The 25,864-nt window shown below is 72.8% G+C and carries 24 protein-coding genes; 14 read left to right on the top strand and 10 right to left on the bottom strand.

Features of this window, described 5'->3' with window-relative positions; genetic code table 11:
* Positions 1–41: 41 nt before the first annotated feature.
* The 5 genes from FXF60_RS04275 to FXF60_RS16445 form a co-directional block, all read right to left on the bottom strand.
* Positions 42–1,430: an AI-2E family transporter gene (locus FXF60_RS04275; RefSeq protein WP_151524038.1), complete on the bottom strand. Its 1,389-nt coding sequence runs from the start codon at positions 1,428–1,430 to the stop codon at positions 42–44.
* Between the two features lie 108 nt (positions 1,431–1,538).
* Positions 1,539–2,120: a (2Fe-2S)-binding protein gene (locus FXF60_RS04270; protein ID WP_151524037.1), complete on the bottom strand. Its 582-nt coding sequence runs from the start codon at positions 2,118–2,120 to the stop codon at positions 1,539–1,541.
* 94 nt (positions 2,121–2,214) lie between these two features.
* Positions 2,215–3,399 (bottom strand): NAD(P)/FAD-dependent oxidoreductase, encoded by a 1,185-nt coding sequence (locus tag FXF60_RS04265; protein ID WP_151524036.1) that lies wholly within the window; start codon positions 3,397–3,399, stop codon positions 2,215–2,217.
* Positions 3,400–3,799: 400 nt separating this feature from the next.
* Positions 3,800–4,591 carry a DUF429 domain-containing protein gene (locus FXF60_RS04260; RefSeq protein ID WP_151524035.1) on the bottom strand — a complete coding sequence of 264 codons (792 nt, stop codon included), beginning with the start codon at positions 4,589–4,591 and terminating at the stop codon, positions 3,800–3,802.
* 4 nt (positions 4,592–4,595) lie between these two features.
* Positions 4,596–5,360 (bottom strand): hypothetical protein, encoded by a 765-nt coding sequence (locus tag FXF60_RS16445; RefSeq protein ID WP_192796589.1) that lies wholly within the window; start codon positions 5,358–5,360, stop codon positions 4,596–4,598.
* Positions 5,361–5,505: 145 nt separating this feature from the next.
* Here FXF60_RS16445 and FXF60_RS04245 point away from each other — a divergent pair, with 145 nt between their 5' ends.
* Genes FXF60_RS04245 through FXF60_RS04225 form a run of 5 tightly spaced genes read left to right on the top strand, consistent with a single transcriptional unit; the run spans position 5,506 to position 8,726 of the window.
* Positions 5,506–5,700: a hypothetical protein gene (locus FXF60_RS04245; RefSeq protein WP_151524032.1), complete on the top strand. Its 195-nt coding sequence runs from the start codon at positions 5,506–5,508 to the stop codon at positions 5,698–5,700.
* Between the two features lie 13 nt (positions 5,701–5,713).
* On the top strand, positions 5,714–6,055 hold the full coding sequence (locus tag FXF60_RS04240) for a DUF2200 domain-containing protein (protein WP_151524031.1): 342 nt from the start codon (positions 5,714–5,716) through the stop codon (positions 6,053–6,055).
* A gap of 40 nt (positions 6,056–6,095) precedes the next feature.
* Complete coding sequence (locus tag FXF60_RS16440; RefSeq protein ID WP_192796588.1) at positions 6,096–6,698, top strand: SHOCT domain-containing protein; 603 nt, start codon at positions 6,096–6,098, stop codon at positions 6,696–6,698.
* A gap of 41 nt (positions 6,699–6,739) precedes the next feature.
* Positions 6,740–7,423, top strand: a complete 684-nt coding sequence (locus FXF60_RS04230) for a haloacid dehalogenase type II (RefSeq protein WP_151524030.1) — start codon at positions 6,740–6,742, stop codon at positions 7,421–7,423.
* A 58-nt stretch (positions 7,424–7,481) separates the two neighbouring features.
* Complete coding sequence (locus FXF60_RS04225) at positions 7,482–8,726, top strand: HNH endonuclease signature motif containing protein (RefSeq protein ID WP_151524029.1); 1,245 nt, start codon at positions 7,482–7,484, stop codon at positions 8,724–8,726.
* Between the two features lie 67 nt (positions 8,727–8,793).
* Here the strand turns inward: FXF60_RS04225 and FXF60_RS04220 are convergent, their stop codons facing one another.
* The gene (locus tag FXF60_RS04220) at positions 8,794–9,402 is read right to left on the bottom strand and encodes a TetR/AcrR family transcriptional regulator (RefSeq protein ID WP_202879556.1); all 609 of its coding nucleotides are present in this window, start codon (positions 9,400–9,402) and stop codon (positions 8,794–8,796) included.
* Positions 9,403–9,528: 126 nt separating this feature from the next.
* Here FXF60_RS04220 and FXF60_RS16435 point away from each other — a divergent pair, with 126 nt between their 5' ends.
* On the top strand, positions 9,529–9,822 hold the full coding sequence (locus tag FXF60_RS16435; protein ID WP_192796618.1) for a hypothetical protein: 294 nt from the start codon (positions 9,529–9,531) through the stop codon (positions 9,820–9,822).
* Positions 9,823–10,105: 283 nt separating this feature from the next.
* Complete coding sequence (locus FXF60_RS04215; protein WP_151524028.1) at positions 10,106–12,745, top strand: DEAD/DEAH box helicase; 2,640 nt, start codon at positions 10,106–10,108, stop codon at positions 12,743–12,745.
* Here FXF60_RS04215 and FXF60_RS04210 read toward each other — a convergent pair.
* Positions 12,726–14,618 (bottom strand): FAD-dependent monooxygenase, encoded by a 1,893-nt coding sequence (locus FXF60_RS04210; RefSeq protein ID WP_151524027.1) that lies wholly within the window; start codon positions 14,616–14,618, stop codon positions 12,726–12,728. The two genes, FXF60_RS04215 and FXF60_RS04210, sit on opposite strands and share 20 nt — an antisense overlap.
* Before the next feature lie 34 nt (positions 14,619–14,652).
* Between FXF60_RS04210 and FXF60_RS04205 the strand changes: the two genes are divergently transcribed.
* From FXF60_RS04205 to FXF60_RS04185, 5 genes are all read left to right on the top strand, one after another.
* Positions 14,653–16,194: a fumarylacetoacetate hydrolase family protein gene (locus FXF60_RS04205; protein ID WP_238335698.1), complete on the top strand. Its 1,542-nt coding sequence runs from the start codon at positions 14,653–14,655 to the stop codon at positions 16,192–16,194.
* 3 nt (positions 16,195–16,197) lie between these two features.
* The gene (hpaE, locus tag FXF60_RS04200) at positions 16,198–17,718 is read left to right on the top strand and encodes a 5-carboxymethyl-2-hydroxymuconate semialdehyde dehydrogenase (RefSeq protein WP_151524026.1); all 1,521 of its coding nucleotides are present in this window, start codon (positions 16,198–16,200) and stop codon (positions 17,716–17,718) included.
* A complete protein-coding gene (hpaD, locus tag FXF60_RS04195) occupies positions 17,715–18,878 on the top strand; it encodes a 3,4-dihydroxyphenylacetate 2,3-dioxygenase (RefSeq protein WP_151524025.1) in 1,164 nt (387 codons plus the stop codon). The genes hpaE and hpaD overlap by 4 nt, the downstream gene beginning before the upstream one ends.
* A 10-nt stretch (positions 18,879–18,888) precedes the next feature.
* Entirely contained in the window at positions 18,889–19,674 is a 786-nt protein-coding gene (locus FXF60_RS04190; protein WP_151524024.1) for a 2-keto-4-pentenoate hydratase, read from the top strand.
* Positions 19,675–19,849: 175 nt separating this feature from the next.
* Positions 19,850–21,508: a thiamine pyrophosphate-binding protein gene (locus FXF60_RS04185; RefSeq protein WP_151524023.1), complete on the top strand. Its 1,659-nt coding sequence runs from the start codon at positions 19,850–19,852 to the stop codon at positions 21,506–21,508.
* 39 nt (positions 21,509–21,547) lie between these two features.
* Here FXF60_RS04185 and FXF60_RS04180 read toward each other — a convergent pair whose 3' ends face one another.
* Both FXF60_RS04180 and FXF60_RS04175 read right to left on the bottom strand, forming a co-directional pair.
* Positions 21,548–22,414, bottom strand: coding sequence for a sugar phosphate isomerase/epimerase family protein (locus FXF60_RS04180; protein WP_151524022.1), 867 nt, complete (start codon positions 22,412–22,414; stop codon positions 21,548–21,550).
* Between the two features lie 48 nt (positions 22,415–22,462).
* On the bottom strand, positions 22,463–23,284 hold the full coding sequence (locus FXF60_RS04175; RefSeq protein ID WP_238335697.1) for a ribokinase: 822 nt from the start codon (positions 23,282–23,284) through the stop codon (positions 22,463–22,465).
* Positions 23,285–23,397: 113 nt separating this feature from the next.
* On the opposite strand from FXF60_RS04175, the gene FXF60_RS04170 reads away from it, so the two are divergent.
* Positions 23,398–24,405, top strand: a complete 1,008-nt coding sequence (locus FXF60_RS04170; RefSeq protein ID WP_202879555.1) for a Gfo/Idh/MocA family protein — start codon at positions 23,398–23,400, stop codon at positions 24,403–24,405.
* 47 nt (positions 24,406–24,452) lie between these two features.
* Positions 24,453–25,100: a transaldolase family protein gene (locus tag FXF60_RS04165; RefSeq protein ID WP_151524019.1), complete on the top strand. Its 648-nt coding sequence runs from the start codon at positions 24,453–24,455 to the stop codon at positions 25,098–25,100.
* 15 nt (positions 25,101–25,115) lie between these two features.
* On the opposite strand, the gene FXF60_RS04160 is transcribed toward FXF60_RS04165, so the two are convergent.
* On the bottom strand, positions 25,116–25,862 hold the full coding sequence (locus FXF60_RS04160; RefSeq protein WP_151524018.1) for a FadR/GntR family transcriptional regulator: 747 nt from the start codon (positions 25,860–25,862) through the stop codon (positions 25,116–25,118).
* Positions 25,863–25,864: the final 2 nt, after the last annotated feature.

Genomic DNA, 25,864 nt, shown 5'->3' with positions numbered 1-25,864 from the left:
GACGGCCCGTCGGACGGGCCGGGCGGGACACCGCCGCCTGCTCAGTGGCGACCGCAGAGCCAGGCGAGGAAGCCGGTCCGGGCCTGCGGCTGCCTGCCCTCGGAGGGCGTGGCCGTGGCCCGCGCCGCCCGCTCGTCCTCGCCGGCGTGCTGGGTCCGTGCCCCGGCCACCCGTCCCTCGGGCGTGGCGAAGGCGATGTCCTGCACCTCGACGTCCCCGCTGCGCAGGTCCACCAGCTCGCTGAGGTAGCGCAGCAGCACGACGAAGGTGGCGGCGAACGGGACGGCGAGGAAGGCGCCGATGATGCCGAAGAGGGTGCTGCCCCCGGCGACGGCGAGGAGCACGATGCCCGGGTGCATCTGCATGCTGCGGCCCTGCAGGGCGGGCTGCAGCACGTTGCCCTCGATCTGCTGGACGGCGAGGACGATGGCCAGGACCCACAGGGCGGTGGTGAAGCCCTGGGTGACCAGCGCCACCAGGACCGCCAGGCCACCGGCGACGACCGCGCCGACGATGGGGATGAAGCCGCCGAAGAAGGTGAGGACCGCCAGGGTCAGGGCGAGCGGGACCTGCAGGACGAGCAGGCCGATGCCGATGAGCACGGCGTCCACCGCGCTGACGATCGCCTGGGTGCGGATGAAGCCGCCGAGGGTGGTCCACATCCGGGTCAGGGCCTCGGTGAGGTGGCGTCCCACGGTGCGTCCGGTGGTGCGCCGCAGCCACGGGAGGAAGCGTGGCCCGTCCTTGAGGAAGAAGAACAGCAGGACGACCATGAGACCCAGGGTCACCAGGGCAGATCCGACGGCGCCCAGGCCGGAGGCGACCGCACCGGCCGCGACGCTGCTGCGCTCCTGCAGCCAGGAGATGGCGGTGCCCAGGTATTCGTCGATCTGGGCGTTGTCGAGGTTGAGCGGGGGCCCGCCGATCCACTCGCGGACCTCGTCCACCCCGCCGGAGGCCTGCTCGAAGATCTCCCGCGACTGGGACGTGATCGAGGGGGCGAGCGCCGCGAAGACCCCCACCACCAGCCCCAGGGAGAGCAGCAGCGTGAGGATGGTCGCCAGGGTGCCGTGCAGCCCCCAGCGTCGGCCGAGGGCGACCACCGGGGACAGCAGGGTCGCCACGATGAGCGCGAGCAGGATGGGCAGCACGCCGAACCAGACGCGGTCCAGCACCCACCACAGCAGCCACAGGCCGCCCGCGACGACGATCGCTCGGAGGGTCCACGCCGTGATGAAGGTGAAGCCGTCACCGATGACCCGCATCCGGTCGGTGCCGACGTTGGTCGTCGGCTCCGGGGTGTCGGTGGGGTGGGTGCTCGTGCCGGGGACGGTCGGGGGCCGGTGCCCGGGTCGCTCGGCGGGATCCTCGGCGCGGACGCCGAAGGACGCGATCGCGCGGGCCTCGTCCGGAAGGTCGTGGGTGGGCATGGTGCTCCTGTCGTCCGTGACGGTGGCCGCGGGGTGTGCCGTCCGTCCTGCTGCGAGTCTCCCTCGCAGCACCCTCACGACATACGGGCGGGTCGGGATCGTCCCCGGTTACGCCTCCAGGGTCCCCACCCGGGCGTCCGTGCCGAAGGCCGGGTCGCGGCTGCCCACGTCCCGCGCGATGGCGAGGTGCCCGCCGAGGTATGCCCCGACGCCGGAGGCGCCGGCACCGCCGAGCGCGAGCACCGCGCCGAGGCGGTGGTGGCCCTGGCGGCGGGCGATCCAGGATGCGGCGTAGGCACCGGCCGCGACGCCGTTGCTGATCGCATGGACCAGGCCGACGCGCTTGTCCCGCGGGCCGGTCTCGGCCCACTCTGCCCACCCGGACCACGCCGTCGGGCCGGCGGTGAGCAGGCCCAGGCCGACGAGCCGGCGTGCGGCCGCCGCGGAGTCGGGGCCACCGACCAGGTCGAGCACCGTCGCCGAGGTCCACGACCCCAGGGTGAGGTCGGTGAGCACGGGGTGCAGCGCGTGACCGAGCTGCTCGCCGCGCAGGAGCGCGCCGCGCGTTCCGGAGCCGAAGACGGAGGTGATGGTGGGCTCGATCGCACTGACCGGTCCGTCCAGTGCCTCGGTCTCCTCCAGGCGCTGGGTCCACCGCACGAGCGCGGGCGTGGTGTGGGTCTCGTCCATCCCCACATCGTCGAGCCTGGCGGCGAGGGGCGCACGCCGACGCGTCAGGTGGGGCCGGCGGCACGCGTCCCGGGCGGTGCGGGCATGGTGCCGGTCAGGGCACGAGGCGCCCCCTGAGCAGCGCCCGGAAGTAGATCTGCGGCTCGAGATAGCGGTCGAAGAGCCAGAGCGCCCGTCGTGGCACGGCCAGGTCGACCAGGCTCGTCGTCGGGGCCTGGCTGCCGTTGCGGTCGAACTCGGCGAGCAGCAGCCGTCGACGGTCGACGGTCACCGGGATGATGGTGTAGCCGTCGTAGGCGCGCAGCGGCTCCCCGAGCCGTGAGCGCCGGATGTTGTCGGCGAGCACCTCGACCTGTCGCCGGAGCGCACCGCCGGAGGGGCGGGTGCCCAGCGCCGCGACGTCACCGAGGCTCCAGACTCCCGCGACGTCCTTGTGCGCCATGGTGCCGGGGTCGACGTCCACCTGGCCGGTGCCGTCGTCCGCCGAGAGGGGACCCAGCCACCCGGGCCCGCGGTAGGGCGGGACCACGAAGGCGTGGTCCACCTGGTCGAGGACGGTGGTCTCGGTCGCACCGCCCAGGGTGACGGTGCGCGCCCCGTGGTCCACCGCCGTCACCCTCGCCCCGTGGTGGACGGTGACGCCCAGACGCTGCAGCTGCGCGCGCAGACGGTGGTCGACGAAGGGGAGGCCGAGCACGTCGGCGTAGGGCGTGACGAGGTGGACGTCGATGTGGGTGAGCACCCCACGCTGCTGCCACAGGTCCGCGGCGAGGAACAGCGGCTTGAGCGCCGTGCCACCGCACGGTGAGGGCTCGGGAGGCAGGGTGAAGACGACCCGGCCACGCGACATACCGTCGACCGCCTCCCACACGGCGGACGCCTGGGTGTGCACGTGGGCCGAACGCGCCCACCCCGCCTCCATCGCCTCGGCCAGGCCGGTGACCGCGTCGAGGTCCTCCTCCAGGCCGGGCGCCAGGACCAGGTCGCGGTAGCCGACCCGTGCACCTCCGGCGAGCTCCAGCTCCCTCTCGTGGGTGTGCACGGCGACGGCGCGGTCGTCGACCCAGGTGCACCCGCGGGGGACCACCGAGGCGGCGCTGCGCGTCAGCTCGCTCATGGTGGCCTGTCCGCCGGCGACGTAGTTCAGCGTCGGGCGGAACAGGTGCGGGCGGTCGGGTGAGACCACGGCCACGTCCCGTGCCCCGAGGCGTCGCAGGCGCGCAGCCAAGGAGATCCCGGCGTTGCCGCCACCGACGATGAGCACGTCGTGTCGTGCCATGGGGGCTCCGTTCTCGAGGGGCGCGGACCTCACCACAGTAGTGATCCTGGAGCTGGTGCGGGCGACGTGTCGGTTGGGGGGAGTCGACCTGGACACCGACGTCACCTCCGACCCGAATTCGACCTCTCGAATCGTCGCCATGGCGAACATTCGAGAGGTCGAACTCCTGCTGACCCTGCGCCTGCCGGAATTCGACTGTGCCTTTGTCTGCCATGGCGACGATTCGAGAGGGCGAATTCTGGGCGCCAGCGATGCGTCGACCGAGCGGATGTGCAGGGTGGTGCTCACACAGCCCGCCCGAGCAGAACATGCACCACCTCCTGACCACCCCGGAGATCGCCGTCGCCATCGTCATCGGCGCCGCGTCAGCGCTGCTGCTCACCTACCAGGTCACGGTCGGCTACGCCGAGCAGGTCGGCGAGCTCGCCTTCCGCCGGATCTCCCCCGAGTGCGCAGCCCGTGGCGTCGTCTCGTGCGTCGGTGCTGGCGGGGCGACGATGTAGCCGGTCCCGACGTCGCCGTACACCCGCAGCGCGCCGGGGGAGTGCCGCCACAGCCACGCGAGGTGGGCGCAGAAGACGGCGTCGATCTCGTCCTCGACGTGCTCCAGGTGCATCGGCCGGGAGGCGTGCTCGACGGCATACCTGATCTCGCGCCACCGGTCGCTCCCGCTCACGTCGAGATCGCTCAGCCCGTCGATCCGGTCCAGCAGATCCACCGTGGCGGTGCGGCGAGCCTCGACGCTGCGCCCCCGCTTGCCCTTGTAGGGCAGGATCCGACCGAGCCCGAAGAGCCCCACCATCGCCGGGTGCGGGTAGACCTCCAGGCACACCCCTGGCCCTGACGCGGAGGGGTCGGTGACCCAGCCGTGCCGTCCGGCGAGCCGCGCCGCCCTGGGCGGGTCCATGTAGGCCTTGCTGGTGTTGCTGGCGTGACAACCGGCGTCGTAGCGGCCGTAGGCGGAGGTGACCAGCCGCTCGCACGGTCGCTGGCCGGTCGGGTTGGTGACGATCAGCGGCGCGTCGACCGCGACGACCTCAGGGCCGGGGTATGCCCGCAGCCAGGCGTCGATCTCCTCGTCCGAGCGGAAGGTCGCCGAGCCCACGAGCCGGCCGTCGGCGTCCACGGCGGCGAGTCCGGTCCGTGCCCGGTCGTTCCAGGCCAGGTCGATGCCGACGAACATGTCGGGCATCGTGTCATGGTGCCTCGGTCCCTGCCGCGAGGCCGGCACGCCTCGCACGGCGCCCCAGCCGCCACTGGCTCCACCACGCCCACACCACGACCACGCCGGCGACCACCGCGAAGGCCCACCAGGTGTCGGTGCGCAGCACCGGCCCGGCGAATCCTTCCGGCACGCCGGACCCGACCCCGACGTAGCTGTCGGCGTCCCCCGGCGGTGTGAGGTCCGCCCCGGTCGCGATCGCGGCGAGGGTGACCGCCGTCGCCAGACCGATCACGACGGCGGTGGCGCGGCCGAGGGTCCAGGCGAGCGTCTGCATACCCCGCCCCGTCCGTGCCTCCCGACGCGCGGCGACGGTCGCGACGACCGCGGCCACCAGGAACGGCGCGAAGACCAGCAGGCCCACCACCCAGGGGCGGCCCTGACCCTCGGGCGTCCGCGCGACCAGGGACTCCGGCAGGATCTCGGCGAGACCGCGCAGCGGCCCGGAGCCCACCTGCAGCCAGGTGGAGGTGATCATCACGGCCAGTCCCAGACCCCCGACGATCACCAGGAGGACGGCTGCCGCAGCCATGTTGCGCACGCCGATGGCCCAGAGCCGGCCGTCCGTGGCGATGTCGAGCGGGTTGATCTCGCCGGATTGCTGCTTGTCGGGGTCCCAGTTCACCGTGCCGCGTCCGCCGCAGACCATGCACCACTGCTCGTGGGTGTCGCCGACGGGTCTGCCCGACCCACCGCATCCGGGGCAGTACCACTCACCGATGGACGCCTGCTTGGCCATGTCGAGCCTTTCGCGCCCCGGGCTCACGGGCCCGGGTCGAGTCACGGGGATGGCGAGGAGGCTACACCGCGGGGCGCAGACGCGGCTAGGCCTCGCGGCGACGTCGTGCCGCGCCGAGCCGATGGCCGTCGCCTACATTGGGGGGATGACCGACAGCAACGACGGCACCGTCTCCGAGGGCGGGTCCGGCGCGCTCAACAGCGAGACCGCCCACGGCGGGGCCGACGCCGTGCCGGAGACCCCCGACACCAACGACACGGGCCCCGACGACGCCTCCGCCGAGGACTCGTCTGCCGGGGACCCCTCGGCCGAGGACGAGGCGGACGGCACCCGGCACTGACTACGATCGGGCCATGAGCCGCATCTTCACCACCAGCGTCGCGTCGGTCTACCCGCACTACGTCACCAAGGCGGAGCGCAAGGGTCGCACCGAGGGTGAGGTGCGCGAGGTCATCGAGTGGCTGACCGGGTTCGACGACGCCGCGCTCACCCGGCACCTGGACGACGGGACGACGTTCGAGGAGTTCTTCGCCGCCGCCGACCTCAACGACCACGTCGACCAGATCACCGGATCGGTATGCGGGGTGAAGGTGCAGGAGGTGGAGGACCCGTTGATGCGGCAGATCCGCTACCTCGACAAGCTGGTCGACGAGCTCGCCAAGGGCCGACCGATGGAGAAGGTGCTCCGCTCCTGATGCGCGGCGCGACGGGTCGCGGCGGCCGGGGGAGGACGCCGTGAGCGTGCCCGCGCCACTGCCCGGCGAGGACACGGCATACCGCGACAAGAAGGTCGGCAGACGGACGTTGCGCGCGCTGCGTCGCTCGCTCGCGGTCACGCTGCAGCCGGGTGAGCAGGTGGAGGGGCTCTTCGTGAGCTGGCGCATCCGCCGCAGCATCAGCCTGCTCGTCATCACCGACCGTCGGCTGCTGACCCTGGGGGACCCCAGCGCCGGGCTCCCCGTCGTCGACGACGTGCCGCGGAGCGAGGTCACCGAGCTGCACGTCGAGCGGGTCAAGACCTTCAGCATGGGTCGGGTCACCGCCGTCACGGACGCCGACGCGGTGAACCTCGGCACCCTCGACTACGGCCCGGAGACCTTCCTGGGGCTCGACGAGGTGTGGGCCCGGGGTGGCGGACCGCGGCTCCCAGTGATCCCGACGCTCGGGCGGCCAGGTGCCGAGCCCCCGCCGGAGGACGCCCCCGTGGGTCCTTCGGGCGGGCGGCACCCGCTCGTCGCGGAGCTGGAGTCGCTCGCCGACCTGCACCGGCGCGGGGCACTCACCGACGGCGAGTTCGCCGCGGCCAAGGCCCGGCTGCTCCGCGGTCCGCGGGACTGACAGCCCTTTCCCCGGCCCGCCGCGTGGCCGATGATGGACCGATGACCCCCTCGCCCTCCGTCCTGCTCTTCGACGTCAACGAGACGCTGTCCGACATGGCGCCGATGGCCGGGCGCTTCGCCGACGTCGGTGCGCCGACGTCTCTCGCGGCGACCTGGTTCGCCTCGCTGCTCCGGGACGGCTTCGCGCTGACGGTGACGGGCGAGAACCCTGCTTTCGCCCAGGTCGCCCGCGGCGTGCTGGGGTCGCAGCTCACGGAGCACGTGGGCCGGGGCGAGCTCGACGACGCGGTGGAGCACGTGCTGTCCGGCTTCGGTCAGCTCGACGTCCACCCTGACGTCGTCGACGGCGTGCGCGCGCTCGGTGCCGCCGGTGTCAGGCTGGTGACGCTGAGCAACGGCTCGGCCGACGTGGCGCGCGGGCTGCTCGACCGGGCCGGGGTGCTGGACTGCTTCGAGCGTCTGCTCTCGGTGGAGCAGGCGCCGCGCTGGAAGCCTGCGCCGGAGGCCTATGCCTACGCGCTGGAGGTCTGCGGGGTGCCGGCGTCCGAGGCGATGCTCGTCGCGGTCCATCCGTGGGACCTGCACGGGGCGCGGGCGGCCGGGGTGGCGACGGCATGGATCGACCGGGCCGGTGGTCGGTATCCCGATCACATGGCGGCACCCGACGTGACGGCGACGGGCCTCGGCGACCTCGCGCGGCAGCTGGGCGCCGGCGGGGCCTGATCTGCGCTGTCTGTGCAGGTCAAGGGGTCTGTCGGAGGGTGGTCGTACAGTTGTTCGCATGAAGGGGAGGACGGGGGCCTTCGGGGGCTCGAGCGATCCGTCGGGTGGTGCGCCCGGTGGGGATCTGGGGTGGGTGCAGCAGGCCGAGCTGGTGTCGCGGGTGGAGCGGCTGGGTGAGGTGATCGCCTCGTCCAGGGCGTCGCTGGTGGCCCTGGTGCGTGAGGGTGTGGGTCGGGGGTTGCACGTGGAGGCGGGCTTCTCGGTCCCGGACTGGGTGCGGTTGCTGTGCCCGGGGTTGTCGGTGCGGGATGCGACGGAGGTCGCGGTGGTGGCGCGGGCGGGGCAGGACCCGGTGCACCGTGCGCTGGTGGAGGCGGTGGAGGACGGGAGGGTGCCGCTGGCGCGGGCGGCGCGGGTGGTGCGGGCGTTGGAGCGGGTGCGTGGCGGGGTCGAGCGCGAGGAGTATGCCTCGGCGGTCACGCTGCTGGCCGGGGCCGCGGCCCAGGAGAGGTTCACCGAGAAGGACCTGGACCGGGTGTGCCGCCGGCTGGTGGCGGCGTGCACCTCCCGGCGGGAGCAGGACGAGCGAGCGCGAGCCATGCACGGGCTGCGGGACCTGCACGAGACCTCGCTGGGGGATGGGTCGGTGCGCCGCTTCGTGCTGACCGTCGGGGATGACGCGGACTGCGAGACGATCAGGGCGGTGCTGATGTCTCCGCTGGCCGCGCCGGCGAGCCGGGAGGAGCAGGAGGCGACCGGCGAGGTGGACTCGCGCACCGCCGGCCAGCGGCGGTACGACGCCTTCATGACGGTGCTGCGCCGCGGTGTTGCCGGGACCCGGGGGCAGCCGACGACGCCGAAGGCGCAGGTGATGGTGACCGTGACCCTGGACGCGCTGCGGGAGGAGCTCGCCGGAGTCGGCAGCGGTGCGGATGCAGGGCGGACGGTGCACGGGGGTGCGCTGTCGGCCGAGGAGGTGCGGCGGCTGGCCTGCGAGGCGGATCTGATCCCGGCCGTGCTAGGCAGCCGCGGCGAGATCCTGGACCTGGGCCGCGCCCGTCGGTTGGTGACCCCGGGGCAGCGGGTGGCGCTGGCGCACCGCGACGACGGGTGCACCTTCCCGGGGTGCAGCGTGCCCGCGACGTGGTGCGACGCCCATCACGTCGTGCACTGGGCCCACGGCGGGCGATCGGACCTGGGCAACTACGCCCTGCTCTGCCCGAGGCACCACACCTGGGTGCACCAGCACGAGCCGTCGGCCGACGTGGACGCCCACGGCGTCCGGTGGAGACTGCGACCGTGACGCCCCGCACCCCGGCCACAAACCGCCGGGGCGTCCGGCATGCCCAGGCGCGGTGCGACCTCGGGGGTCAGCCGGGATCTGGACGACCGAGCATCGCCGCGACCAGCGCGACGTACTCCAGGGCCAGCTCGTCCGGCGAGAGGGGTCCGCCGGTGCGGTACCACTGCGCGACGGCCGTGCACATCGTGGTCACCGCCCGGCTCGCCTCACGGGGCCGGCGACTCTGCAGCACCCCGTCGGCGACACCCTGCTCGACGATCCGATCCAGGACCCGCTGCTGGCGGTCGCGCCGGGAGATGTGCTCGACGCGGTGCTCGGGCGAGAGGCTGCGGATCTCGCTCCAGGCGATGAAGGCCAGATCCTGCTTGCGGGAGTGGAACAGCACCAGGCACTCGACCTGGGCGCGCAGCTGCGACCAGGGGTCGTCGGCGGCCTCCGCGGCGGCTGCCTCGCTGCGCCACCACAGATCCGCCATGGCGTGCTCCATGATCGCGACCAGGATGGCCTGCTTCGAGGGGTAGTGGTGGTAGACCCCTGGCACCGACAGGCCGGCGCGGGACGCGACCTCGCGGATCGACGTGCCGTGGTAGCCCTGCTCCACGAAGCACTCCAGGGCCGCGGCCAGGATGGTGGGCAGCTCGTCCGTGTCGTGGGTCCGCCAGTCCTGGGCGCTCACACAGATCCCTCGTCCTCGTCGGTGGTCAGGCACCCCGCGCGAGGTGGGTGGTGCCAGCCGCGCGCGGGGTGCAGGTGCTACGCTAGCACCGCCGACCGAGCGATCGCTCGGTCGACGGAGGTGACGATGACGACACGACCGTGGCTGCAGCACTATCCCGACGCTGTGCCGAGCACGCTCCCGCCGGGGCATCGTGACCTCGCCTCGGCCTGGGCGGACCGGGTGCAGCGCGACCCGCACGGGGATGCGCTCCGGCACGGCGATGTCCTCGTCGGGCGCGGCCCGCAGGATCTCGCGGTACCTATCGGGGACTCCCTCGGGCACGATCCTCACGTGCCCGCTCAGCTCCAGGGTGCGGCGTTGCCGGTCGGGCTGGGGCACCGGGGTGATGTCGGTCGCCAGCACCTGGAGCAGCGGTGATCGGTCCCCCCGTGCGGCACGCTCGACGCACGGCCCGGCCAGCACGGCGGCGCGGCCGAGGATGCTGCCGTCGGTCTCGACGAGGTGCCGGTCCAGCGGGGCCATCTCGCCCAGGACGCCGACGCGCAGCGGGCTGCAGGTGCCGATGACGGTGCGGGCACGCTCGGGCCAGGGTCGTCCTCGTGGGAGCCGTCGAGGTCATGTGGTGAGGCTACCCTAAGTATGGATAGCGCATGACGACGAGGCCCATAGTGGCGTCCCTGGGTGCTCTACCCTCCTCACGATGGACAGGCGCGAGCGGGACCGGTTGCGGTCCGTGATCGAGGCGGGACGGCGCTGGTCGCCCGTCGCCGGCCGGGTGCTCACGCACCGCGCCACCACCCGCCGCGCCGCCGAGCAGGCCCTCGACACCCTGCGCGGGCGGCTGGTGACCGTTCGTCTGCCGGCGACCGGGTCGTGGGCGGTGCTGCCGCTCGGGACCGGCGACGACCAGCTGGTGGGGCAGCTGGCGGCCTGGTCTGCCCTGCACCCCGTCGACCCGACCGGCGAGGGTCTGCTCCGGACGCTGGCCGAGGACGTGCCCGGCCAGGCGGACGCGGCCGCGGGGCTGCTCGGCCTGCGACGGTTCCTCACCTTCGGCGGGCGGCGCCAGGAGGCCGGACGGGCGGCCGGTCGGCTGCTCGAGGGTCACGCGCGGTGGGGGTCGGCGGGTTCGGTGTCCTGGCTCCGCCGCCTCGACGCCCAGACGCGCGAGCCCGGCCTGCCGCTCCCGCGCACCTCCGCCCTGCACGAGGGAGTCGGGCTCCGGGAGGCGCTCGCACCGCGGAGCCGGCAGCACGCCGTGCTGCCGCTCGGGGCGATGCGCCACCTCTCTGACCGGGTGCCGCCGCTGGCGTCGGTCATCACCGACGCCGAGCTGGCCCGGGAGGCCGCGTTCCGGGCCGGGGAGCAGGTCCGTGAGGCGGCGGTGGGCCGGCTCCTGGAGCAGATGCCGGTGGACCGCCTCAGGGAGGCCACCGGCGAGCGGCTGCGCATCTCCGCGCTCCAGGAGGCAGGGGTGCGCAGCGTCCAGCAGGTGCTCGACCGCGGTGGGGACCTGGCCGACGTCCCCGGTGTGGGCGCCGTCACCGCCGCCCGGATGCGCGGTGCCGCGCAGACGTTGCGCTCGCTCGCGCTGGAGGACACCCCGCTGCGTCTCGACCCCGACGATCGCAGTCCCGAGGCCACCGACCTGCTGCGCCGACTGCATACCTGGGAGGTGCTGCGGCAGGCCGCCAAGGCGACCGACGTCGTCGCGCAGGCGCAGGCGCTGTCGCCGCTCGCCGCGAGCCTGACGACGGGCACCACCCACCTCGCGGTGCTCGGCGACACCGGCACCGGCGAGCTGCGCGAGGTCGTGGACGCGGTCCTGGAGCACGCCACCCAGCTGGGCGACGCGGTCGAGCGGGCCGCCACCGCAGATCCTTGGCCGGACTTCGCCGCGCGCCCGGCCCACTCTTTTGCCCTGCTCTCCGAGCTCGGGCTGATCGAGGAGACCGGCACCTACGGCGACGTTCCGGACGACGTGGTGCAGGCCGTCCGGGAGCAGCACCTCGACGACACCCGGCTGCACGTCTCGCTGCGGGGCTACCAGAGCTTCGCCGCGCGGTTCGCGCTGGTGCAGCGCAAGGTGGTGATCGGCGACGAGATGGGCCTGGGCAAGACGATCGAGGCGCTGGCCGTGCTGGCGCACCGGGCGAGCGAGGGGGCGCGCTGGTTCCTCGTCGTGTGCCCGGCCGCCGTCCTGAGCAACTGGGTGCGCGAGATCGACGGCAAGACCGACCTGGAGCCCCGGCGGCTCCATGGCGAGCGGCGCGACGGTGAGCTGTCGCGCTGGCGGGCGCACGGGGGAGTGGCGGTGACGACCTACGGCACGCTGGGCTCGGTGTGGGACGGGCTGGACGGCTTCGAGATCGACAGCCTGGTCGTCGACGAGGCCCACTACGTCAAGAACCCCGCGGCCCAGCGGTCCCGGCGGGTCGAGGCGCTCGTCCGCCGGACCCAGCACGTCATGCTGCTCACGGGCACCCCGCTGGAGAACACGGTGGGCGACTTCACCACCCTCATCGACTACCTGCAGCCCGAGCTGCTGCAGGGTATGGGTGACTCGCCGCTGGAGTTCCGCCGCCGCGTGGCCCCGGTCTACCTGCGCCGCAACACCGAGGACGTCCTGCTCGAGCTGCCTGAGCTGGTCGAGGTCGAGGAGTGGCTCGAGCTCACCGCGGCGGACCAGCAGGCCTACCGGGACGCGGTGGCGTCCGGCAACTTCATGGCGATGCGCCGTGCCGCGTTCGAGGCGGGTATGGCGTCGGCCAAGATGGCGCACCTGGTCGAGATCGTGGCGGAGGCCGAGGCGAACGGCCGGCGGGTGCTCGTCTTCTCCTACTTCCGCGACGTCCTGGACCAGGTGGCCGCGTCGCTCCCGGGGCGGGTCTTCGGGCCGTTGACCGGCTCGGTGCCGCCGGTGGAGCGGCAGGCCACGGTCGACGACTTCTCGACCGCGCCGGGCGGGGCCGCGCTGGTCGCGCAGATCCAGGCGGTCGGCGTAGGGCTGAACATCCAGGCCGCCTCGGTCGTGGTGATCTGCGAGCCGCAGCTGAAGCCGACCACCGAGTGGCAGGCGATCGCGCGGGCGCGGCGGATGGGTCAGCTGCACTCGGTCCAGGTGCACCGGTTGCTCACCGAGGACAGCGTGGACGAGCGCCTGGTCGAGCTGCTGTCCACCAAGACCAGCACCTTCGAGGACTACGCCAGGGTCAGCGAGACGGCGCACAGCGCGCCGGAGGCGTTCGACCTCAGCGAGGGCGACCTCGCCCGGCAGGTGATCGCCGCCGAGCGGTCGCGGCTGTTCCCCGAGGACGTTTCTACGCAGGGTCGAGCATGAGGCCGCCGAACCAGGCCGCGAGCTCCTCGGTGGCGGTGAGCGGAAAGATCGCCGACACGTACTGGTCCGGGCGGACCACCACGACGACGCCGTCGCGGGACAGCTCGCGCTCGTCGAAGATGTCGACGTCGGTCCACGTGTTCGGCGCGGCGGCGAAGACCTTCTCCCAGTCGGTGAGCCCCAGCGGTCCGGTGCGCGGGAGGAAGACGTCCGGCACCCGGGCGAGGTCGACGTCCTCGTAGGCCTGCTGGTAGACCGCCTTGACGTCGAAGACGGCGTCGACGTCGGCCCCGGCGGGGGTGAACCGGGTGACGGGGGACTCGGGGGAGGTCACCCACCGCGCCCAGTCCGCCATCACGGAGGTCTCGCCCGGTGGGGGCGCGTCCGAGAAGGCGTAGATCCGCCAGCGTCCGTCGGCGCGTGCGTGGTGCCCGAGGTGCACGGCGTTGCCGTCGCAGACGCGGACCACCTCGACCGACTTGAACCGTTTGCCGAGCGGGAAGCCGGCGGCGAGCCCCTGGTGCTCCGCGTCCGCGACCAGGTCGGAGGCGGCATACTCGGTCATGAAGCCGGAGGGGAACTCGGCCGTGCCGAGGTAGAACGTGGCCAGCTCGGAGGGGTCGGTGATGTCCTGCGGCTTGCGCGCCATGAGCGAGGACCACTCGCGGTCGAAGTCGATGAGCTGCTGGGCGACCGGCTGCCGCTCCGCGGAGTAGGTCGCCAGCAACGAGGCGGGGCTGAGACCGGTGAGGACGTGGCCGAGCTTCCACCCCAGGTTGAAGCCGTCCTGCATGGAGACGTTCATCCCCTGTCCCGCCTTGGCGCTGTGCGTGTGGCAGGCGTCGCCGGTGAGGAAGACCCGGGGCGCGTGGTGCTCACCCTCGGGCACGTCGTCGAACTTGTCGGTGACCCGGTGGCCGACCTCGTAGACGCTGTGCCAGGCGACCTGCTTCACGTCGATCGAGTAGGGGTGCAGGATCTCGTTGGCCCGGCGGATGATCTCCTCGATCGGCGTCCTGCGGATGGCGTGGTCGGGGTCCTCGGGCGACTCGCCGAGGTCGATGTACATCCGGGACAGGTAGCCGCCCTCGCGGGGGATGTGCAGGATGTTGCCGGCCTCCGCGTTGATGGCGCACTTGGTCCGCCAGTCGGGGAAGTCGGTGTTGACCAGGACGTCCATCACGCCCCAGGCGTGCGCGGCGAGCTGCCCCACGTGGCGCCGCCCGATGGCCTCGCGCACCCGGCTGCGTGCCCCGTCGCACCCCGCGACATACCTGGCCCGGATCGTGCGCTCCTCGCCCGCGCGCTCCCCACCCAGGTGGCGCACCCGCACCTCCACCGGGTGGTCGCCGTCGTCGTGGACGGTGAGGCCGAGGAACTCGATGCCGTAGTCCGGCACGATCCGACCCGGTCCGCGCCGGGCGGCCTCGGCGAAGTAGTCCAGGACCCGGGCCTGGTTGACGATGAGGTGCGGGAACTCACTGATCTTGAAGCCGTAGTCCTCGGTGCGCGCCGTCCGGACGATGTGCTGCGGGTTGTCGGGGTCGGGGCCCCAGAAGTTCATGTAGGCGATGTTGTAGGCCTCGGCGACGATCCGCTCGGCGAAGCCGAAGGCCTGGAAGGTCTCGACGCTGCGCGGCTGGATCCCGTCCGCCTGCCCCAGCTCGAGCCGTCCCTCGCGCCGCTCGATGATCCGGGTGCTCACTTGCGGGAACTGGGACATCTGGGCGGCCAGCAGCATCCCCGCGGGGCCGGAGCCGACGATGAGCACGTCCGTCTGGCCGGGGAGCTCGGCGGGGCGGTCGACGCCGGTGCCCGCGGCGTCCTGCACGCGGGGATCGCCGGAGACGTAGCCGTGGTGGTGGTACTGCATCGGGCGATGACTCCTTCGTCATACGATTCTGGACATGATGACGAGCGACGAGGCTCACGAGAACCCTGAGCGCCGGGAGGGGGTCGCGAAGGATCCGCGCTTCGCCAGCCTGCCGTGCCGACCCGGCAAGATCATAGCCGTCCACCTCAGCTACGGCTCACGCGCCGACCAGCGCGGTCGACGGCCGGCGCACCCGTCCTACTTCCTCAAGCCGGCCAGCTCCGTCACCGCTTCGGGCAGCACCGTCGAGCGCCCGGCCGGCACCGAGCTGCTGGCCTTCGAGGGCGAGATCGCGCTGGTCATCGGCACCCCCGCGCACCAGGTCTCCGCCGACGAGGCGTGGGCGCACGTCGGCTGGGTGACGGCCGCCAACGACCTCGGGGTCTATGACCTGCGCGCCAACGACAAGGGCTCCAACGTGCGCTCCAAGGGGCGTGACGGGTATACCCCGGTCGGCCCCGAGCTCATCGACGCCGCCGCGGTGCACCCCGAGGCTCTCCGGGTGCGGACCTGGGTCAACGGTGACCTGGTGCAGGTCGACACGACGGCCGGGCTGATCTTCCCGCTCACCCAGATCGTCGCCGACCTGGCCCAGCACCTGACCCTCGAGCGCGGCGACGTCATCCTCACCGGGACCCCCGCCGGCTCCTCGGTGATCGAGCCCGGGGACGTGGTCGAGGTCGAGGTCGACGCCCCCTCGTCGCCCGACACCCCGACGAGCGGACGCCTGGTCACCACGGTCGTCGCCGGCGACCAGGACTTCGACGCCGAGCTCGGCTCGCTGCCCTCGGTCGATGACACCCAGCGGGCCGAGGCCTGGGGCTCGCGCGAGGCGGCCGGTCTCCCGCAGCAGGGCTCGACCGGCCTGGACCCGCAGCTGCGGGCCAAGCTGCTGGAGGCGCCGACCGCCGGCCTGTCCCAGCAGCTGCGCCAGCGCGGCCTCGACAACGTGACCATCGACGGGGTCCGCCCCATGCACCCGGGGGTCAAGCTGGTCGGGCTGGCCCGGACGCTGCGCTTCATCCCGCACCGGGAGGACCTGTTCGCCAGCCACGGCGGGGGCTACAACGCGCAGAAGCGGGCCTTCGACGCCGTCTCCGAGGGGGAGGTCATCGTCATCGAGGCGCGTGGTGAGACCGGCTCGGGCACCCTGGGGGACATCCTGGCGATCCGGGCGCGGGCCGGCGGGGCCGCGGGCATCGTCACCGACGGTGGCGTCCGTGACCACGACGCCGTCGCAGCCGTCGGGATCCCGGTCTACAGCTCCGGCGCCCATCCCGCCGTGCTGGGCCGACGGCACGTGCCCTGGGACGTGGACCTGACCATCGCCTGCGGGGGCACCGCCGTCCAGCCGGGTGACGTCCTTGTCGGCGACGCCGACGGCGTCGTGGTCATCCCGCCGGGCCTGGCGGAGGAGGTGGCCGACGCGGCCCTCGCCAAGGAGAGGGAGGACGCCTGGGTCGCCGACCGGGTCGCCGAGGGCCATCCGGTCCACGGGCTCTTCCCGATGAACAAGGAATGGCGGACCAGGTACGACGACTGGCTCCGCACCCGGACCCCCACCCAGGAGGACTGACCGATGACCGACACCGCCGCCGCTCAGGGGCGTCACCTGCCGGCCGACCTGCCGGAGCAGATCCAGCACTACATCGACGGCAGCTTCGTCGACTCCGTCGACGGTGACACCTTCGAGGTGCTCGACCCCGTGTCCAACGAGACCTACCTGCGGGCGGCGGCCGGCAAGAAGGCGGACGTCGACGCGGCCGTCGCGGCCGCCCGTCGCGCCTTCACCGACGGCCCCTGGCCGCGGATGCTGCCGCGCGAGCGCAGCCGGGTCCTGCACAAGATCGCGGACATCGTCGAGTCCCGGGACACCCGCCTGGCCGAGCTGGAGTCCTTCGACTCCGGCCTGCCGATCACCCAGGCCCTGGGCCAGGCGCGCCGCGCGGCGGAGAACTTCCGCTTCTTCGCCGACCTGATCGTCGCCCAGGCGGACGACACCTACAAGGTGCCCGGCCGGCAGGTCAACTACGTCAACCGCAAGCCGATCGGGGTCGCCGGCCTCATCACGCCGTGGAACACGCCGTTCATGCTCGAGTCGTGGAAGCTGGGGCCGGCGCTGGCCACCGGCAACACCGTCGTGCTGAAGCCCGCGGAGTTCACCCCGCTGTCCGCCTCCCTCTGGGCCGGCATCTTCGAGGAGGCGGGCCTGCCGCCGGGCGTGTTCAACCTGGTCAACGGGTTGGGGGAGGACGCCGGTGACGCGCTGGTGAAGCATCCGGACGTCCCGCTCATCTCCTTCACCGGCGAGAGCAGCACCGGGGAGCTCATCTTCGGCAACGCGGCGCCCTACCTCAAGGGGCTGTCGATGGAGCTCGGCGGCAAGTCGCCGGCCGTCGTCTTCGCGGACGCCGACCTGGACGCCGCGATCGACGCGACGATCTTCGGCGTCTTCTCCCTCAACGGCGAGCGGTGCACGGCAGGCAGCCGGATCCTGGTCCAGCGCGAGGTCTACGACGAGTTCGTGGAGCGGTATGCCGCGCAGGCGGAGCGGGTGGTCGTGGGCTATCCGCACGAGGAGCGGACGGAGGTCGGTGCCCTCGTGCACCCGGAGCACTACGACAAGGTGATGAGCTACATCGAGCTGGGCAAGACCGAAGGTCGGCTGGTCGCCGGGGGTGGGCGGCCGGACGGCTTCGACACCGGCAACTTCGTCGCGCCGACGGTCTTCGCCGACGTGCCGCCCGACGCTCGGATCTTCCAGGAGGAGATCTTCGGTCCGGTCGTGGCCATCACCCCCTTCGACACCGAGGAGGAGGCGCTCGAGCTCGCCAACGGTGTGCGCTACGGCCTGGCCGCCTACATCTGGACCAACGACCTCAAGCGGGCGCACAACGTCGCCCAGGCGGTCGAGGCCGGGATGGTCTGGCTCAACTCCAACAACGTGCGCGACCTGCGCACGCCGTTCGGCGGGGTGAAGGCCTCCGGTCTCGGCCACGAGGGCGGCTACCGCTCGATCGACTTCTACACCGACCAGCAGGCCGTGCACATCACCTTGGGCGCGGTCCACAACCCCACCTTCGGGAAGGGCGACCGATGAGCAGGCACACCGACAAGACCCTCACCTCCTCGGGCTACTACGTCTCGCAGGAAGCACCGATCCAGACCGACGACCCGATCCCCACGCCGTCGGCGCCGCCGCCGGACATCTTGCGCTGCGCCTACATGGAGATCGTCGTCACCGACCTGGCCGCCTCGCGCCAGTTCTACGTCGACGTCCTCGGGCTCACCGTGACCGAGGAGGACGAGGCGTGCGTCTACCTGCGCTCCATCGAGGAGTTCATCCACCACAACCTGGTGCTGCGCCAGGGCCCGGTGGCGGCCGTGGCGGCCTTCTCCTACCGGGTGCGCTCGCCCCAGGAGCTGGACGCGGCGGTCGCCTTCTACACCGAGCTGGGCTGCCGGGTCGAGCGCCGGGCGGACGGCTTCACGAAGGGGATCGGCGACTCGGTGCGGGTCACCGACCCGCTCGGCTTCCCCTACGAGTTCTTCTACGACGTCGCGCACGTCGAGCGGCTCGCCTGGCGCTACGACCTCTACACGCCGGGTGCGCTGGTGCGCCTGGACCACTTCAACCAGGTCACCCCGGACGTGCCCCGGGCGACGAAGTTCATGCAGGACCTGGGCTTCCGGGTCACCGAGGACATCCAGGACGACGCGGGCACGGTGTATGCCGCGTGGATGCGGCGCAAGCCGACGGTGCACGACACCGCGATGACCGGCGGCGACGGTCCCCGGATGCACCACGTCGCCTTCTCGACCCACGAGAAGCACAACATCCTGGCGATCTGCGACAAGCTCGGGGCGCTGCGCCGCTCGGACGCCATCGAGCGGGGCCCGGGGCGGCACGGCGTCTCCAACGCGTTCTACCTCTACCTGCGGGACCCGGACGGGCACCGCGTGGAGATCTACACGCAGGACTACTACACCGGTGACCCGGACAACCCCGTGGTGACGTGGGACGTGCACGACAACCAGCGCCGCGACTGGTGGGGCAACCCGGTGGTGCCGTCGTGGTACACCGAGGCCTCGCTGGTGCTGGACCTCGACGGCAACCCGCAGCCGGTGGTGGAGCGGACCGACGACTCGGAGATGGGCGTCACCATCGGCGCGGACGGGTTCTCCTACACCCGGCCGGGGGAGCAGGAGGAGATGCCCACCTGGAAGCAGGGCGAGTACAAGCTGGGCCACCAGCTCTGAGGAGGCGCCGATGCTGACACCGGAGCAGATCAGGCAGATCGCCGACGAGCTCGCCGAGGCGGGGCGCACGCACGGCGTGATCCCGCGCATCTCGGCCCGCTACCCGGACGCCACGGTCGAGGACTCCTACGCCATCCAGGGCCTGTGGCGGGACGCGAACCTCGCCGCGGGGCGACGGCTGGTGGGCCGCAAGATCGGGCTGACCTCCAAGGCGATGCAGCAGGCGACCGGCATCACCGAGCCGGACTACGGCGTGATGTTCGACGACACCGTCCACCGCTCCGGGGTGCAGATCCCGGTCGACCACTTCTCCAACGTCCGGATCGAGGTCGAGCTGGCCTTCGTGCTCGGCGAGCCGCTGGAGGGGCCGGACGCCACCCTGGAGGACGCGCTGGCGGCGATCGACCACGCCGTGCCCGCGCTGGAGGTCCTCAACTCGCACATCGAGATGGAGGGCCGGACCATCGTGGACACCATCAGCGACAACGCCGCCTACGGCGCGATGGTCCTCGGCGACGTGCAGCGGCGGCCGGACGAGATCGACCTGCGGTGGGTGCCAGGGGTGCTCGCGCGCAACGGCGAGATCGAGGAGACCGGGGTCGCGGCCGGGGTGCTCGGCCACCCGGCCACCGGTGTGGCCTGGCTCGCCAACAAGTTCCACCAGCACGGTGCCCGGCTGGAGGCGGGCGAGATCATTCTCGCCGGGTCGTTCACCCGCCCGATGTGGGTCTCCCGCGGAGACGTCGTCCACTGCGACTACCGCGAGATGGGCAGCATCACCTGCAGCTTCGTCTGAGGCCGATGTCCGCGAGGACCTCGCCACGTCCGCGGCGGTCCCCGGACACCTCCTCTATCATCGACGGGTCCGGCGCGCGGTGCGCGTCGGTGCTCGAAAAAGGGGCACACCGCCGCGACGGCGCGCGGGACACATACGGACTCACCCCCGTCCCGTCTCGTGAAGGACCCTGCCTGTGCCCACCGTCTCCACGCACGTCGCCCTCGCCCTCGCCCAGCACGTCGACCACGTCTTCGGGGTCATGGGCAACGGCAACGCCTACCTGCTGGACGCCCTCGAGCGCGCCACCGACGTCGTCTACACCGCGGTCCGGCACGAGGCCGGTGGCGTCGTGGCCGCCGACGCCTTCCACCGGGCCTCGGGCCGGCTGGCGGCCGCCACCTCGACCTACGGCGCAGGCTTCACCAACACCCTGACCGCCCTCGCCGAGGCGGTGCAGGCCCAGGTGCCCCTCCTGCTCGTCGTCGGTGACGGACCCACGTCCGGGCCGAGGCCGTGGGACGTCGACCAGATCGCGATCGCCTCCGCGGTGGGGGCGCGCACCTATACCGTCGGCCGGGCCGACGCCACCGCGACCACGGTCATCGCGATCGAGCACGCGCTGACCTACCGGGTGCCGACCGTCCTGGCCATCCCCTACGACGTCGCACGTCTCGAGGTCGGTCCGGTGCCCGAGGTGCCCTCGCCCCGGCCGCCCGACGTGCAGCGACCGGCGGGCGACTTCGCGGACGGGACGATCAGGGACATGGCCGAGGCGCTCGCGTCCGCGCGACGGCCGCTGCTGCTCGCGGGGCGCGGTGCCTGGCTCGCGGACGCCGGTGCGGCGCTGGGCGACCTGGCGGACGCCACCGGTGCCGTGACGGCGTCGACCGCACTGGGCCGGGGGATCTTCCCGCGGCCCGAGTTCGACCTCGGCGTGACCGGCGGCTTCGGTGCCGCGGGAGCCATGGAGCTGGTCCGTGAGGCGGACGTCGCCGTCGTCTTCGGTGCCTCGCTCAACCAGTTCACGATGCGCTTCGGGGAGCTGTTCTCCCCGGGCACGAGGGTCTTCCAGGTGGACGTCGCCCCGGCGGCGACCCACCCGCACGTCGGGGGGTTCGTGCGCGGCGACGCCGCCGTCGTCGCCCGGGCGCTCACGGAGCACCTGGCGCGCCTCCCACGCGATGACGGACCGGGCGGGTGGCGCGAGTCGGTGGACGTCGCCTCCCTGCGCGGCTACGACCCGGGTGTCGGCGTGGCCGAGGACGGGCGTCTGGACCCGCGCACCGTGGCGGCCCGCCTCGGCGAGCTGCTGCCCGAGGACCGGGTCGTCGTCTCCGACGGCGGCCACTTCATCGGGTGGGCGAACATGTACTGGCCGGTCGCCTCGCCGGACCGGATGATGATGATCGGCACCGCCTTCCAGTCCATCGGGCTGGGCTGGCCGTCCGTCCTCGGCGCCGCGCTGGCCCGGCCGGGAGCCACCGTCGTCCTCACCACCGGGGACGGGGGAGGGCTGATGGCGCTCGCGGACCTGGAGTCGGCGGTCCGGGTCGCCGGCGGGAGCGGGATCGCCGTGGTGTGGAACGACGCCGCCTACGGGGCGGAGGTGAACCTCTACGGTCTGCAGGGCCTGGCCCGGGACCCGATGCTCATCCCCGAGGTGGACTTCGCCGCGCTCGCCGAGGGCGTGGGCGCCGAAGGGGTGGCGGTGCGTCGCGTGGAGGACCTGGACCGGCTCGCGAGCTGGGCCGCCGAGCCTCCCGAGCAGCGACGCTTCCTGGTGCTGGACTGCCGCATCTCCGGGGACGTGGTCGCGCCCTACCAGGAGGAGATCATCCGGGTCAACGGCTGAGGCCCCTCGGGCGTGCACCGGGGCGCGTCCGGTCCGTGCTCAGCGCCCGGGCGGAGATGCCTCCCCGGCGAGGTGGTCGCGGATGAACCGGTGGGCGTGCTCGCCGAGGTCGTCCCCCGACTCCCAGAGGTTGCGCCAGATGCCCAGCGCGTTGCTGAGCTCCGCGGACACGACGGCCGAGGAGAAGGACTCGAAGACCACGGGTCCGTCGTAGTCGATCTGCCGCAGCGCGGCGAAGAAGCCGGCGAAGTCGACGGTGCCGGTGCCCAGGTAGCCGCGGTGGCTCTCGCCGATGTGCACGTAGCTGAGCTGGTCGGCGGTCTCCAGCACCGGGGCGGACATCCCCGCCTCCTCGATGTTCATGTGGTAGGTGTCCAGGTGCACCCCCACCCCCGGCTCCAGGCCGGCGACGAAGTCGCGGGCCTGACGAGCGGTGTTGAGGACGTTCGACTCATACCTGTTCGTCACCTCGACACTGACCTGGATGCCGGCGGCCGCGGCGTGCTCGGCCACCCGCCGGACCACCGCGCGGCTGTTCTCCACGCCCTGGGCGGTCGTCGGCCCGGCATACTTCTGCATCGCGCTGTAGATCACCCCGCACAGGTGCCGCGACCCCAGCTCGGCGAGCAGGTCCACCGCACGGAGCAGGAGCGTCTCACCCGCCCGCACCGCCTCCGGGTCCTCGCTGCTGATGTCGGTGCCGGCGGTCAGCCCGAGGCTGCCGGTCGCCACCAGCCCGTGCTCGTCCAGCGCCTCGCGGGCGGCTCGGACGTCGAAGGTCTCGAGGTCCATGAGGGGGAACTCGACGAGGTCGAACCCGGCCGTGCGGGTGCGTTCGACCGCGTGCCGGATGCCGCGGGCGTCATACGTGCCGGTCCACACCAGGCCGTGGCAGCCGATCTTCACAGGGGGTCCTCCTCGGACGTCTGGCGCTCGTGCGCCGTGGATCTCGGGTCAGGTCTCCAGGGGAGGCTGCGCGCCGTGGTGCAGCACGCACGCCGAGGCAGCCTCGGCGGCCAGCGACATCGCGGCCTCGCGCCCCTCGCCCCGGCACAGCGCCGCGGCGAGGGTGCCGCAGAAGGCGTCACCGGCCCCGGTCGTGTCCACCGGCGTGACGGGGACGGCGGGGACCTGGAGGTCTCCCCACCGCGACCCCTCCGCCCCCAGGGTGGTCAGCAACGACCGCGGGGTGATGCCGGCACGGGAGAGCAGGCCGGCCTCGTGCTCGTTGACGACGACCGGGTCGCAGAGGGCGAGCACGTCGTCGGGGAGCTCGGCGAAGGGCGCGAGGTTGAGCACCACCCGCGCGCCCAGCTCGCTGCCGCGGCGGGCCGCGGCGGCCACCACGTCGTGCTGCAGCTCGAGCGGCATGAGCAGCACGTCGTCCGAGGTCAGGTCGTCCAGCCGGTCCACGTCGGAGAGCTGCACGTGGTGGTTGGCCCCCGGCGCGACGACGATCATGTTCTCCCCGCTCGCGTCGTTGTAGATGATCGCCGTGCCCGTCGGCGCACCCTCGACGATCTCCATCCTGGAGGTGTCCACCCCGTGCGCACCCAGCCGCCGGACGTACTCGTGGCCCTGCGGGTCGTCGCCGACCTTCCCGACGAAGACGGAGGTGACCCCGGCACGGGCGGCCGCCACCGCCTGGTTGGCGCCCTTGCCGCCGAAGCGGTACTCGATGTCGCCCGACATCACCGTCTCGCCGGTGCTCGGGTGCCGCTCCATCGGCAGGTGCAGGTCCTGGCTCAGCGAGCCGAAGACGACGACTTTGCCCACGGGTTTCCTCCTCATCGAGCGGGCCTGCCGGCCCTCGGGCGCCTGGCGATGTCGATCACGCCTCTCGCTAGACTGTAGTCAAACATCCGATGGCTGCCTCCGTCAGGTCGGCCATGCCCCGGCCCGTGGAGGAGATCATGTCCGACAGCCACCTGGCCTGGGGTGTCCTGGGAGCGGCGCGCATCGCCGAGGAGCAGGTGATCCCGGCGATCCGTCGGTCCGGTGCGGGCGACGTCGTCGCCGTGAGCAGCGCCAGCGGGCGCGCACCCGGGTATGCCCGGCGGCTGGGGATCGGTCGGGCCTACGACTCGCACGAGGAGCTCCTCGCCGACGCCGGGGTCGACGCCGTCTACGTCGCGCTGCCGAACACCGAGCACGCGGCGTGGGTGGAGCGTGCCGCCGCCGCCGGCAAGCACGTGCTGTGCGAGAAGCCGATGGTCATGGGGCCGGCGCAGCTGGAGGGCGTCGAGCGGGCCGCCGAGGCCGCCGGGGTCGTCGTGGCCGAGGCCTTCATGTATCGCCACCACCCGCAGCTGGAGACGTTGCGCGGACTCTGCTCCGAGGGCGGTCTCGGTGACCTCGTCGCCCTCGAGGCGCGCCTGCACTTCGACCTGGACCGGCGCGACGGCGCCGACGACATCAGGCTCGACCCGTCGCTGGGGGGCGGCAGCCTCCGGGACCTGGGCTGCTACTGCGTCGACCTGTTCGGGATGCTGACCGGCGCCGAGCCCGACGAGGTCTCGACCGTGTCCTCCCGTGACCGTCCGGACGGGGTGGAGACCCGGCTCGCGGCAGCGCTGCGGTACGGCCCGGTCCTGGCGACCTTCGACTGCAGCTTCGATGCCCCGTTCCGCAACTCGGCCACCGTCATCGGCACCCGGGGTGCGGTCACGCTGACCGACGTCTTCCGCGCGGACCGCCACGGCGGCGTCGCGACCCTCGTGGTCGAGGACGAGCGCGGTCGGCGGGAGCTGTCCTGCGAGGGCGACCAGTACGCCGAGCAGGTGCGCGCCTTCGCCCGTCAGGTGGCGCGGGGGGAGCGGGACGAGCCGTCCTGGGAGCTCACCGGGCGGACCGTCCGCACCGTCTCCCGGCTCGCCGCGACCATCGCACCGACCTGACCGCCGACCCGACCCGTCCCGCGACGACCACGACCCTAGGAGCGCCCATGGGCCTGTACATCGACTCCGCCGACCTCGCCCTCGTCGAGGAGCTGTGGCCCACCGGGGTCTTCCGCGGGGTGACGACCAACCCCACCATCCTGTCCCGGGCGGGACTGGCCCAGGACGACCTGCCCGAGCTCTACCGCTCCCTGCGGGATCTGGGCGTGGGGTCGATCTACGCCCAGGTGCTCGGCACGGAGACGGCGCAGATGCTCGCGTCGGCGCAGCGGCTGCTCGAGCTCGGCCCGGTGACGGTCAAGGTCCCGGCCTCGGCAGCGGGGCTCGCGGCCGCGTCCACCCTCGCGCGGGACGGCGTGCCGATCCTCCTCACGGCGGTGTACCACCCGGTCCAGGCCGTGCTGGCGCGGGACCTGGGGCTCGCCGGGGTCGCCCCCTACGTCGGCCGGATGACCGACGCGGGCCGCCCGGGCGTGGAGGCGGTGATCCAGATGCAGCAGGCGATCGGGTCCGAGCCCACCCGGATCCTGGCGGCATCGCTGCGCTCGGCCGACGACGTGGCGCGGCTGGCCGCGGCCGGGGTGCCGGACTTCACCCTGGGTGAGGCCGTGGCCCGCGCGGTGGTGGAGGACGAGCTCACCGCGCGGGCGGTCGCCGACTTCGAGAGCGACGCGCGGGCAGCCGCCTCCCGCTGACGCGACGGCCCGCGGTCAGCCCGGTCCTTCGGGGAGCGGCTGCTCGTCGCCGTCGCCGTCCAGCAGCGCCGCCTGGGACGCGCGTTCCTCGGTGGCGAGGGTGTGCCTCAGCCACGCCTCGACCCCGCCGATGTGGGCGACCAGGCTCGCCTCCGCCAGCTCGCTGTCGTGCGCCTCGAGCGCGCGCAGGATCGCCTCGTGCTCCCGGATCGTCCGCTCCACCGCGCCCTCCTCGGTGAGGCTGCGCCACACCCGGGCTCGGACGGTGCTCGCCGACAGTCCGTCCAGCATCCCCACGAGGTAGTCGTTGCCGGACGCCACCGCGAGCAGCCGGTGGAAGGTGAGGTCGGCGCTCACCAGGTCCTCGGGGTCCAGGCCCTCGGCGTCCGGGATGGAGGCCCACAGCTCCTGCAGCTGCGCGTCGCTGATGCGTGCGGCGGCGCGGCGGACCGCGGCCGCCTCCAGCACCCGGCGGACCTCCATCAGCTCCAGGACGCTGCTGTCCTGGTGCAGGTCCACCACGAACCCCAGGGCGTCCGTGAGCAGCGAGGGGCGCAGGCTCGTCACATAGGTGCCGTCGCCGCGGCGCACGTCGACGACGCGGAACATGGACAGCGCCTTGACCGCCTCCCGCAGGGAGTTGCGGGAGAGCCCGAGCCGCTCGCTGAGCTCCTGCTCCGGCGGCAACCGGTCGCCCGGTCCCAGCTCGCCGGAGATGATCATCTCCTTGATCCTGAGGATCGCCTGGTCGGTCAGGGACATGA

The organism is Serinicoccus kebangsaanensis (assembly GCF_008919445.1).
GTDB classification, from domain to species: domain Bacteria; phylum Actinomycetota; class Actinomycetes; order Actinomycetales; family Dermatophilaceae; genus Ornithinicoccus; species Ornithinicoccus kebangsaanensis.
This window is presented reverse-complemented; position numbering and strand designations above follow the sequence as displayed.